At 56.7% G+C, this 11,588-nt stretch carries 8 protein-coding genes; 3 read left to right on the top strand and 5 right to left on the bottom strand.

Annotated elements, in window-relative coordinates:
* Positions 1-198: 198 nt before the first annotated feature.
* The 3 genes from AC5S26_RS26555 to AC5S26_RS26545 all read right to left on the bottom strand — a co-directional run bounded on the left by AC5S26_RS26555 (position 199) and on the right by AC5S26_RS26545 (position 3,891).
* A complete protein-coding gene (locus AC5S26_RS26555; RefSeq protein ID WP_494187968.1) occupies positions 199-705 on the bottom strand; it encodes a DMP19 family protein in 507 nt (168 codons plus the stop codon).
* A 110-nt stretch (positions 706-815) separates the two neighbouring features.
* On the bottom strand, positions 816-2,510 hold the full coding sequence (locus tag AC5S26_RS26550) for a M28 family peptidase (RefSeq protein ID WP_494187967.1): 1,695 nt from the start codon (positions 2,508-2,510) through the stop codon (positions 816-818).
* 460 nt (positions 2,511-2,970) lie between these two features.
* Positions 2,971-3,891, bottom strand: coding sequence for a retropepsin-like aspartic protease (locus AC5S26_RS26545; RefSeq protein ID WP_494187966.1), 921 nt, complete (start codon positions 3,889-3,891; stop codon positions 2,971-2,973).
* Positions 3,892-4,005: 114 nt separating this feature from the next.
* On the opposite strand from AC5S26_RS26545, the gene AC5S26_RS26540 reads away from it, so the two are divergent.
* Positions 4,006-6,327, top strand: a complete 2,322-nt coding sequence (locus tag AC5S26_RS26540) for a winged helix-turn-helix domain-containing protein (RefSeq protein WP_494187965.1) — start codon at positions 4,006-4,008, stop codon at positions 6,325-6,327.
* Between the two features lie 822 nt (positions 6,328-7,149).
* Here the strand turns inward: AC5S26_RS26540 and AC5S26_RS26535 are convergent.
* On the bottom strand, positions 7,150-8,463 hold the full coding sequence (locus tag AC5S26_RS26535) for a vanadium-dependent haloperoxidase (RefSeq protein WP_494187964.1): 1,314 nt from the start codon (positions 8,461-8,463) through the stop codon (positions 7,150-7,152).
* Between the two features lie 383 nt (positions 8,464-8,846).
* On the opposite strand from AC5S26_RS26535, the gene AC5S26_RS26530 reads away from it, so the two are divergent.
* Positions 8,847-9,059, top strand: coding sequence for a hypothetical protein (locus AC5S26_RS26530; protein WP_494187963.1), 213 nt, complete (start codon positions 8,847-8,849; stop codon positions 9,057-9,059).
* Between the two features lie 264 nt (positions 9,060-9,323).
* Here the strand turns inward: AC5S26_RS26530 and AC5S26_RS26525 are convergent, their stop codons facing one another.
* Positions 9,324-9,695 carry a single-stranded DNA-binding protein gene (locus AC5S26_RS26525; protein WP_494187962.1) on the bottom strand — a complete coding sequence of 124 codons (372 nt, stop codon included), beginning with the start codon at positions 9,693-9,695 and terminating at the stop codon, positions 9,324-9,326.
* Positions 9,696-10,633: 938 nt separating this feature from the next.
* Here AC5S26_RS26525 and AC5S26_RS26520 point away from each other — a divergent pair.
* Entirely contained in the window at positions 10,634-11,569 is a 936-nt protein-coding gene (locus AC5S26_RS26520; protein WP_494187961.1) for an O-antigen ligase family protein, read from the top strand.
* Positions 11,570-11,588 lie beyond the last annotated feature (19 nt).

Here is an 11,588-nt window from a genome sequence, read left to right as displayed (position 1 = left end):
GGGGCGTTGCGGGTGTCCCCGCTAGATTAGGGAGTCGGAAGACGAGGCCGGCTGGTTTTCGCCGGCGTCGGCTGGAGCTTCCCGCAGAAACGGGGGTTATACGAAACTTCGCAATCTGGTCAGCACCGCCCTTGAACTTGCCGGAAACCTAACTTTGAGGGAAGTAACGATAGAGAAGATGAAATGCGTGTTCTATCTCTAGCTCGATAAAAAGAAATCTTCCGGGTGAGTTTGTATGTATCGCGTCCAGACTGGCCGGAGGTCGGCAAAGAATCCGCCAAGAGCATAGACTCGGCCTTCACCCGCTCGCCAAAGATTTCGTTGTTCTTGTGTGATTTCTCGCAGTGCCTGCTGTCTCGCGCTCTGTTCGGCTGAGGGCGCTCCTTGCGGAAAGGCTTCTATTGCAGCGGTGATTAGAGCCATCTGCTCTTGGGCATCAAGGAGCTGCAACCCGCTTCTTACATGTTGCCAAAGCATTCCGCTGGAATTTCCGAAGAATTGTGCCAAGCCGCCGTTGTCTACTTCCTGGGCGTACAGAATCGTGGCATAGATCGCCTGCTGCCCTTTGGTGCCTTGATCAAGAAGGGCCAGTTCATCTTTAGTTTCGGCTGTAGGCCAGATAGGATCAACGACCGCCCAGCACACCAATTCGTCATTAAGTCCGACGACGGAAGAATGAGGAATTCGCAAGTCCCTGGTATCCACGTGACTAATCCTACAGCTGGCCGAGTGAACTTGCTCAAAACCTAACTTTTGAGGAACTCCAGTTGCATTGACCAGCCCAAGCAGTCAGTGCAATGAAAAGGGGTGAGGCTTTATGCCCCACCTCTTTGTCGTTCCTGTTTTGCTTCGTTGGTTTTCAAAGGCTCCGGGGTTGGGATGCGTGGCAGCATCTCCGCACGGGTTGCTGCGTTGTAGGCAAACCATGCTTCGATCATGGAGCCCTGCATCACATCGTCCTTCTGCACGCGGTCATAGAGGTCGGCATTGGAGTGGTGGGTCCGTGTGCCGTACTCCAGCGCGTCCTGCATGAAACCGATGCCGTTTAGACCTATCCATGAGAAGGCGGTCGAGTCTGTCCCACCCGGTGACGGGGTGGGCCTGAACTCCGTGCCCGCGACAGCAACGATGTGATGGTCTTTGATGGGCTCAATCCAGGACCTGAAGATCTCCGCCATCTGCGGGCTGCCTCCCGCCGATACTCCGCGGAACCTGCCCGAGCCACCGTCGTCGTTGAAGTAGACGTCGAACTTGTCGTACTCCGGAGTCTTCTTCATGGTGTCGCGTGGAGCAAAGTGCCGTTGCACGTAGGCGGTAGAACCATAGACACCTTCCTCTTCGCCGCCCCACAGGGCAATGCGGACTGTGCGCGCCATCGGCTTCTTGAGCGTGGCGAGAATGCGCATGGCTTCCATCGCCACCGAGGAGCCGGTGCCGTTATCAGTAGCGCCGGTGCCGCCCTGCCAGCTATCGAAGTGGCCACCGAGCATCACGATCTCATCCGGCTTGGTGGTACCCGGAATTTCGCCGATGACATTGAAGGCATTCTGGTCGTCCTTCTGGTATTCGACCTGGACGTCGAAGGTTAGTTTGGGTGTGGTTCCGTGCTGCAGCAGACGGACGACGCGGTTGTACTGCTCGGCACCGATGGCCACCATAGGTGGAGGGACCGGGTCCTTGGGGTTCTGAGAGCCGCCGTAGCTTGAGAAGATGGTGCCACCGTCTCCGTTGTAACCCGGAGTGAGAACCACAGCCGGAGCTTCTTCCTTAAGGTAGGCGTTGAGCTCGTTCCGCAGAGCCTGGTTTCCCGACAAGGCAAGCGACGTCGGGGTGAACTCCCATGTTCCCTCTCCGGGCCTGCCTCGACCGCTGGGGTCGCGATTGGCTTCAGGAGAGCCTGGGGCGGCAGGAGGGCGCCCCCCGGGGCCGCCACCGCGCATCGAGCCTGCGCGCGCCAGAATCTCCTCATCCGTTGGGGACTTCGCCGCTTCCGCCGTCGTGTGGAGCCTTAGCGGAGCAAGGTCAAAGATGAGCACAATCTTGCCCTTCAGCCTGCCTTTGTACTTGGCGAAGTCGTCCTTCGAGTGGATGGGGGCAAACATCGCATCTGCGGTGACGGGGCCGTTGGTTCCGGGCGTCCATGCCAGAGGGAAACCGGGCAGCGAGGCGTAGGCAGGAGATTCCAGCGCGCCGTAATACTTCCTGATCTGCCACCCATATCCGAAGGGCCACTTTTCGAGATGAACGTTTTTGAGCCCCCATTCTTTCATCTGCTTCATAGCCCACTCGGCGGCAGCGCGGTGATTGCGGCTGTTGTTGACGCGCGGACCGTAGACCTCTGACATGTAATAGAGATTTTCCATCACTTGCGAACCCTGATAGGCCTCGGTCTTGATCTGTGCCAACACATCCAGATCGACTTTGTCGCCTGCCTGTTTCTGTGCGGTTGCGGACGAAATGAGCAGAGCCGTGACCATAACGGCAGCCAGCCTAAAGCGGTGCAGATTCATGGAAATTCTCGCCTTCCAAAGTGAATGGTTATGAGGACAAGACGAAATCCGACTGAAAGAAGTCGCAGAAGCTGCCTGCGAAATCAGCGCAGCATGCTGTCCCGGGAGCTTTAAAGTGTTGTGATGGCACAAAGCTATCGAATTCACATTCACGACACAACAAAGTCGTTGGTAACCGTTGCGAGCGATTCTCAAATCGCCTGGCCCATCCTCGGAAGCCGGCTTTAAGGAACTGATTCGTTTTGAACGTTGAGACGCTGTCCCCCTGAAAACGGGGTTTTGGGAAACCACGATCCTATACAGAGTGAACTCGCCGAAAACCCAACTTTTCAGGAGGTTCGGAGTCAACTTCCGAGAAGCCGGTGATAGGCTCGGTGCCGCATCGCGGGGGTAGACCGTGACGGCGGTGCCCAAATCGGGCTAGTGAGAAAATCTCAGCTTCCAGGGCGATGCTGAAGGCTCATCGCGGTTCAAGAATGGCAAAGTGATCCGCATAACTGATAAATGCACTCCGGAAGAGGCTCGTTGGCAGCAGCCCATCGATATCTGGTTTTACAGGAATTTCCTTTCCCGCAGCCACCGGTGTCACAAACGATATCTGATGAAGGGAAGAGGCTCCGACTTTCATATCCAATGGTGGTAGAACAGCAAGGCCCTGCACCACCTCGTCGGCCTGATGACGGCGCAGGGGTGAGGTAATAAACGACGTAGAGTGCAACCACACTCCGGCCTTGAACAAAACCGGCGTGTCAGCACCAGAATCCAGCACAAAGAACAGCGGCTCGTGTGCAATACCAGGAACACGCGCCGCGATGATCAGAAGCTGCGTAAATGGTTGATCGCGTTCCGCGTAAGGCGATGGCGTCAGCGCAATGCGTGCTCCCTTCACTTTCTTCTGCATCTCCCCCATATTGTCCAAGCAGAGAATGCGGCGTTCATAATCAATCAGCAGGTCATAATGCTTAAGGAAGTTCGAGCCCAGAATGCCGCGAACATGCCGGTCGCTCTGCTGTACCCACCTGAGGTCCTGTATAAGAATGAGCGGCCGTTTTATTGCATGCGTCCCTGCCTGAAGTGTCTCCAGCTCTCCATATTCTGCATTCATGTAAGTCCCCACTCCTGTTACATGCGTTGGGCCTAACCGCGCGAGATGAAGCTCGGAGGCCAAGGAGCGATCAACAATCGTCAGCCGCGCTCCTGTATCCAGCACAAAGTCATACGGGCCTGAGCTGTTCAGCATGACGGAAACAATCATCAGGGAGCGACCGACGATGCGCGGGCGTATACTGGGCACATTTCCCGGGCAGTGCGGCTCAGCATAGAGCCCTGGAAGCATGACAAGAGCGAGACTGGCAGATGTGAGCCATTTGAGAGTCTTCATGGAAAGTCACCTCAGCGTGGTTGGCTGGGTGAACTCTCCGCTCGGGGCTTCGCAGGGTCTTTACGGATTCCTTCTCATTTCCCTAAAGCCAATGATGGTTTTACGAGGGATCAGATGGAGCAGACGGGCTGCATTTTTCGGTTTGCCGACGTACAGGTCGACGAGCGCAACTTCTCCGTCACCAAGGCCGGAGAAGTACTGCCCCTTGAGCCGAAGGTCTTTAAAGTCCTGCAATTTCTGCTGCATCACGCGGACCGGGTGGTTACAAAAGACGAGCTTCTCGAAGCAGTCTGGAACGACTGCTCGGTCTCCGAGAGTTCTCTCACGCGAAGTGTCGCAGTCCTGCGGCGTCTGCTCGGTGACGACATCCACGAGCCGCGCTACATTGCCACAGTCCCTACCGTCGGCTACCGCTTTCTCTGCGATGTGCAGGTTTCCGAGGATGGCTTCCCGCTCGCCGGTACTCCAGGAGTGTTCAGCGAAACCCCAATTGAGCCAACTTCAGCAGATCAATCGCCCCCGCGTGAAGAAAGCCGCAAGCCCCAGGGAAAGCGCCTGCTGGTTGCGCTTGGCGCGCTCTGTCTGCTGGCCGGCGCAGGATGGTTCGCGTACAAGAAATGGCTTGTGAATCGTCCAGCGAAACCTGTTCAGCGCTCCCTGACCCGGCTTACATTCGACGACGGCCTGCAGACCGGTGCTACCTGGTCGCCAGACGGCCGTTTTGTCGCCTACAGCTCTGACCGGGGCGGAAAGTACGATATCTGGATTCAACAAATCAGCGGCGGCGATCCTATTCAGATCACAAAAGGTCCTGGCCAAAACTGGCAACCGGACTGGTCGCCCGACGGCAAGTACATCGCTTATCGTTCCGAGGAAGGCGAAGGCGGAATATACATCACGCCCGCGCTGGGCGGAGCCGGACTGCAACGTAAGATTGCTTCGTACGGCCACTATCCTCGTTGGTCGCCAGACAGTTCGCGGATTCTGTTCCTGCCTGCGCTCAACTTCATGGCGAAATCGGCATATGTAGTCGCCCTGGACGGGAGCCCGCCTCGTGAGATTCTGACCGATCTAGCGGATCGCGTGCCGGTCTTTTCAACGTGGCACCCGGACGGCAAGAGGATTACGGCTTGGATTTTTAACGTCAACGGCACCTTCCCCATCGGTAGTCTCGTTCCCAATTTCTCGACAGAGCCGGTTGACGGAGGCCGTGCGATCGAATCGAGATTTCCACCCGAACTCCGGAAGCAGCTCGAAGGACTTGCTGCGGCACCCGCCATTCCGGAGTGGGGAACGGATTACAGGTTCGCCTGGGCGCCGTCGGGGAAAGCCTTATTCTTCGAGCGCAGATTTCGCGGGGCAAGAAATCTCTGGCGCATGACCGTCGACCCGGCCACATTGCAGCCCACGAATGTCGAGCGTTTGACCACATCTCCGGGACCCGATGCCGAACTCTCCGTCTCTCCCGATGGGACCAGGCTCGCATTTACCAGTGAGCGTCAGCAGATTCGCGCCTGGGCATTTCCTTTCGACGCCAAACACGGGCGTGTTACGGGGCCGGGCGAACCCGTCACGTCTGCTGGAATCGAAGCCTGGTCGTTGGATCTCTCGCGAGATGGAAAGAAGCTAAGCGTCTGGGGCATCCGTGATGGCAAGACAGGAATATGGGAAACCTCTGTCCCGAATGGACGTGAAAAACCGCTTGTGGCAACTGAGTCTTATTACAATGGTGGCAGTGCTCCGGTTTGGTCGTCAGACGGCAAGCGAGCCGCTTACTCCCACGTTAAAGATCTTAAGGGTCACCAGGTCGGCGAGACCCAACTCATCGTCTGGTCGAGCGAAAACCGCACTGAAGACCCGGTTGAGGTGATAGGTTCACCTTTCGCAGTGTTCGACTGGTCTCCCGATGGAAAGTCTGTGCTCGTGTCGCGCTATGATGACTCAAGTCCTTCCATCTGGAAGATATTTGTCGATCCCCCTCTATCCGGGAAATCCTCCGCGCGCGAAATTATTTCGGACCCGAACTATCAGCTATACCAGGCTCACTTCTCGCCGGACGGCAGATGGATTGCCGTCAATGCGGTAAGCAATTTGTTGACTTCCACCATCTACGCGATCCCGGCAGCTGGCGGGTCCTGGATTCGCATTACGGACGGCAAGCAGTGGGACGACAAACCGCGATGGTCCCCGGATGGAAAAACGATCTACTTCATTTCGGAACGGAAAGGCTTTTATAATGTGTGGGGCGTTCGCTTCGATCCAGTGAAAGGCAAACTGCAAGGCGAACCCTTTCAGGTCACTTCGCTCGAGACGCCGGCCTTGATGATTCCCAAAAACATAAGCAACGTTGATTTTTCACTGGCTGACGGCCGCCTTGTGTTGCCCTTGGCGCAGACATCCGGCAACATCTGGATACTCGACAACGTCGATCGATAAAGCATGATGTGTCAGGGTCTCACCTTGTGTGTGAGCAGAGCGAACGATGGGGCGTCCTGCTCGCCAGGGCTGAGGCCGCGCCTGCAGCTCTGAAGCTGCCGGACGGTCCAATGTTGGTCCTCAACGTGACAGCCGATAGTGCGAGGTTTACAAAAAGTCACCCTTTCGTCCACGACCACGCGTCGAGACTTCTGCCAGCCACGCATCGCACGAGAGTGGATTCGAAACTTCCGTCATCTTGATGGCGGAGAACTTCTAGTAATGGCGCAAGGCTCGGTCCTGGGATGACCACTGTCAAACACAGAAGTGGATGCAATAACCTTGACCAATTTTCAACGACTTCACATAAAGAGGATGCGACAGAAAACGCGAAGTGAATGCACCAAATGCTTCAAAACTGCCTAGTAGATGCGCTAATCCTTCAAAAACTGACAAGTGGATGCATCAAAATTTCGGTGGGATAAAAACAGAGGCCGGTCAGACCTTTCGGCGCGTCATTTCGCGCTTACAGCAGTGCCACGGGGTTTCGACAACTGAGTCAGCGTAGTTTCTCAAAACCTGACTTTGCGGGCATTCGAGATTGCTTCCGGTTTGTCCGTAATCCGAAAACAACCCGGCATACCCTTACTTCCAAGGAGACCGTTGTGTGGGCCGAAGACGTCGGTGTTACCGAGCGGACGGCATCCACAGTTTCTGTCCGATCAAGATTAACCGCGGACCGACGCGGCCCATGCGTTGCAATCGCGCTTAGGCTTTGGCGGTCCGAATTTGTTCAGCCGAAGGTCATTCGTCTATATGCGGTCTGACAAACCGCTGTCTCGATCACTCCTCGTTATCGCCATCGTCGTGTTCGTCCCACTCGTCGTCGTCGACCGAACGCAGAAAATGGGAGAAGACCCACCTGGCCACGTGGCGCCCCTGCTTCCGCGCCTGCGCGTCCGCAAAGCGGAAGTGGATTCCCTCATAGATGCGGGCCTCGACCACGTCGGCGGCGGCATCGGAGAACTGGTTATACGTGCGCACCTGCTGGAGCGCCGCAGGGTTCGTGGTAGTCACGGAAAAAGTCATCTCGTCCGTCCGAAAGAAGAGGGCTAGGGCACGGGTTGCGGCTCCCGTTAGGTTGTTGGCCCCGGAGGTGTAGTCGGGATAGTTCGGACTATTGACCAGCGGTTGCCAGTTCGCATCGCCATCAGTTCTCGGATTGCCGTCGTTCTCGCCCTCTTGAATAGCTGTGACCGGTCGCCAGAAGACATAGTGAAACTTTGTATCCCAGGCGGTGATCCCAGCATCCGCCATCGCCAGGTTAACCAACGCGAACAGCCGCGCACTGTCATCTATGTTGTGCACGTGCGCCCCAGCGATGTCCCTCAGTACACGGTTCCAGAGCACCTGGTAGTTGGAGTACCAGAACAGGGCGAGGTCGGTCTGCGCGGGGGTGCGGGAGCTGTTTGTGGCGGAGCCCAGGGACTTGACCTCTTGGTAAGCAGTCGCGTACCGCTTGCTCGTTAGCGGCGGCGGCGGCACCGCACGAAACTGTGATGGACTGACTAAGGTGAAGGGAGTAACGGTGGCCAGCCACGGCGCCAGCGCAGGCGAATTAGACGGGGGTGGTCCCGGGAGATAAGAAGGCGTAGGGCGCCAGACGCCGGGTTTGGTCCCACCGATGAAAGGTGGTGGGTTCACCGGAAAGCTTCCGTCATTGGCCCGCAGGGCGATGATACCGGCGGCGGCTTGTTGGCCCACAGCCACGCCGGGATCGGTCTCCGACAGACCGTGCGCCGCCAGATAGTCGTGATAGGTCGTGTCCAGAGATGCGGTGAGAGATGGGAAGCGATTTACCAAAACATCGTGGGTGGCTTTGGCGGCGGCGGCCGCCGGCGAACCTGTGGCTCCCTTTATACGTACGTGGTATGGCCTGAATCGGCAATTGATCGCCTCGACGGCGTCGTACACCGCGACCTGGACCATCGCGCCGTCAAGGATGGCCGTCGCCCCGGGATGCGACGGGGAACCGGCGATTGCTTGCATGGCGATGGCATTCCAATCGGTTACAGCATCGGCTCGTACGACGGACGACATCGCGAGCGGCATCGCAAAGCCAAGTGTGAGCGCACAACATCTTCTCCGTAGTTGCATTTTTGTCTCCTCTCCTAGGGGGCCCGCCAGATTAGGGCAAAGCAGAGAGGAGCGCTGTCGAAATAGAGAAATGGGCCGGAGGGGAGTTACGAGGGAGCGCTGCACCTCATCGCTGTGCCGGTTGTAGGTGGACCATACGCCGTGTTTGAGAAGAATGTAAAGCTAATTATTTGGGCCTCCTCGCCCGAGAAAACGACTTGGACGCGACCTGGACACTTGCAGCAACCAACTGAAGCTTTTCGCAAGGCCGCCCATTGAGATTGGTGGCTGATGGAATACATCAATTTTTCGGTGGCGCGGCGAATAATACTCCGCGTGTTGAATCCCAAGCACCATCTCGGACGTCAACTCATCAATCTTTCTGGAGGTGAAAGCGAATGCCCATGAGTACAGTTGACCTGCTCGCAGTCTTACTGGAGGAACAGGAAGATGCCCTCCGTGCAATCAAGATCCACCTCTCTACCGGAGAGGATCTCTCGCCCGAAGAACTCGACTCCATCCAGGGGCTCGAACAGAGGTTGGAGGAAACCCGCGTCTACATTGAAAGAGTAATTTCGCGATCCACTACATCTGATAGCTTTGCCGAAGTGGGTTGAATCAACTTCAAGGCAAAGGCACGGCGGCCTTGCCACCAGGACGAACCAGCAGTATTGCCTGCGCAAACGTTTTCATAGAACTCGCCCGTCATTACACCAGACCGCCCGGAAAGCCGGTGAGAACGAGTCCGCGAGTTGCCGGCAATGGCAATAATTGCTTGAATCAAAGGCAGAATCGTGAGCCAGAGGTTAGTCCCGTGATGATTGGGTCTGAATGAAACAGGTGGATGAGACCTCTTCGATCTCATCCACCCGAGCCGAGGGCTACTCGTCGTCGGCACCATCGGAAGGATCGTCAGCGGCTTCTACTTTCGAGAGCCGTTTCATGCCGAGGGCATGAACCTCAGCAATACGATGCTTGATCGTAAGCCCGTGGACTTCTTCTTCGTACTCGCGATAGCGGAGAGTGCCTTCGAGGGTAATGAGCTGCCCTTTCTGGAGGGTCTTGGCGAATCTGGAGAGATTGCTCCAGGCGAAGACGCGATGCCATTCGGTGCGGGTCTCATATTCGCCCTTGTCGTTCTTCCAGCTCTCCTGGGTTGCGATGTTGAGGGTGACGAACTCTTTGTTCTTCTGAGCGGTTTTGGCTTCTGCATTTTGTCCGAGGCGACCGATGAGGATGATTTTGTTGAACATTGGTGTAAGGCTCCGTTTCTTGTGGTTTGTCCGCTGGATGCGGTACACGCTTGCCCAACGGGTGTGTCGTCGCGACCCACTCCCTCGGCGACTGAACGGAATCTGCGGAAAGGGACCCCAGCTTGCCTGGGGCAAGGAGTCCGCACCTATAGAGGCGCATAGCGGATTCTGGGAAGGAGAGCGTGCGTCCGAAGGGCGGGGGTGCTTTGAGCGCGGCACGCTGAACGCAGATAGATAGGCAAATCAGAAGGGAAGCCAGCCCTGTTCAACAGCCTAGCCTCATGTCACGAGTAGCATAAGCCAGCCCAGAACAGGCCCAGAACAGGAAAGTCATTCCAACGCACGTGGAAGAACGCCTAAGTCAGACAGACAAATCCGAGCCGAAGGGAGTGAAGACCACGCTCGCCAATGATTAGGAATGCGACGAGCGAATTATCTAGAAGAAGATGGGATCCGGCTCTTTTGCGGGTCCGGTTTCGTTGCTGTCTCAATACTGATACTCAACGATTCGAACGCTCTTCTCCGCCAAGCTTCCCCCTTGCAGTGCCACGCAGCCTGCTGCTGTGCGTTCGGATTGGCAACGAGGTTGCCTTCGTAGCAGATGGCGAGGGTCCATAACGCCAGGGATGTTGTGGATTTGGAATGTAGTCGATGTACTGCTGTGGTTCCTGCGACGACCGCGTCATAAACTCCGCCGATTATGTTGCCCCTTCGGAGAAATCCAGCAAGACCTTGTGCTGTCCTGCCTCACCATCAGCTTGGCGCACTGCCTCTTGGAAGTTCTTAACTGGATGCCGCACAATTCCTGGCGGCGTAAGTGCTCCGTTCGACAACATTGTGAGGAGATCGTTCGTTGCTGTTCGCACTTCGGCGAGCGGCTGGGAAGGCACCCAACGCGGAAGCCACCACCCACGAACCATCGCTGTCGAATAGATCAGATGCGGAGCAAAGAGAGGCATGACGTAGCGACTACGCTTCTGCTCCTTCGCCTAAAGGGCACAGTCGGCGGCGCCGCCGCTGTCATGAAGGGCTTCCTCTTCGGTGCGTGTGGCGTCGCAATCGTCGCATGGATTATGCCGGCGGAGTACGATCTCCGACTGGGGGACGAGAATCTCTTCAACGCCAACTCCATCTGCAACGTCTGCGTCTTCGCCGTCTTCTTTGCGCAATACCTCATGCGGCGCAGGGGGGCAAAGTTGCAGTTTGTCACTCTGTTTCTTGTCGTCACCATCGTCCGGAGCCTGAGCAAGACCACCATCGTAGCGTTCCTCATCAGCGAAGCGTATCTGCTGATCCAGGATCGTTCCATGAGTCGCAGAACCAAGCTGTTACTCACGCTAGGTGCAGTGCTGCTTATCCTGGCCTTCTGGGGCCTGTTCGAGGCCTACTACGACGTCTACACATCGTCCGGCAATCAGGCAGAGACGCTGACCGGACGCACCGCCATCTGGAGCTATATTGTCGGCAAAGTGACAGAGCATCCGTGGGTCGGCCACGGCTTCGATTCCATGTGGAACGTGGTGCCGGTATTCGGGACTTTCGAAGCACGCCACGCCGAGAACGAGGTGCTGGAACAGGTTTACTCTTACGGTGGGGCCGGCCTTATTCTGCTCGGCGGCGTGTACTGCAGCCTCCTTCGCAATATCCGCCGAATGGCGCACCCATCGGTACGCGTGATCTTCGTCAGCATCGTCTTCTTCGTGGTAATCCGTGGCTTCGCTGAAGCGGAGCCGTTCGATCTTCTTCTGCCGCTTTGGGCCGTCGTTCTCATCAACCTTCTTGTGGAGAATGAATCGGACAAAGCGCAGCCAAAGACGAGCAATGACGTTTTCTTTCCCGCAACAACAGCGCAGCCGCCTGCTTCGCCACACTGACACGTGGGCTGGCCGATAC

The organism is Edaphobacter sp. FHG110511_03, from assembly GCF_059115365.1.
The sequence above is the reverse complement of the archived record's forward strand: the minus strand, read 5'-3'. Positions and strand labels throughout refer to the sequence as shown.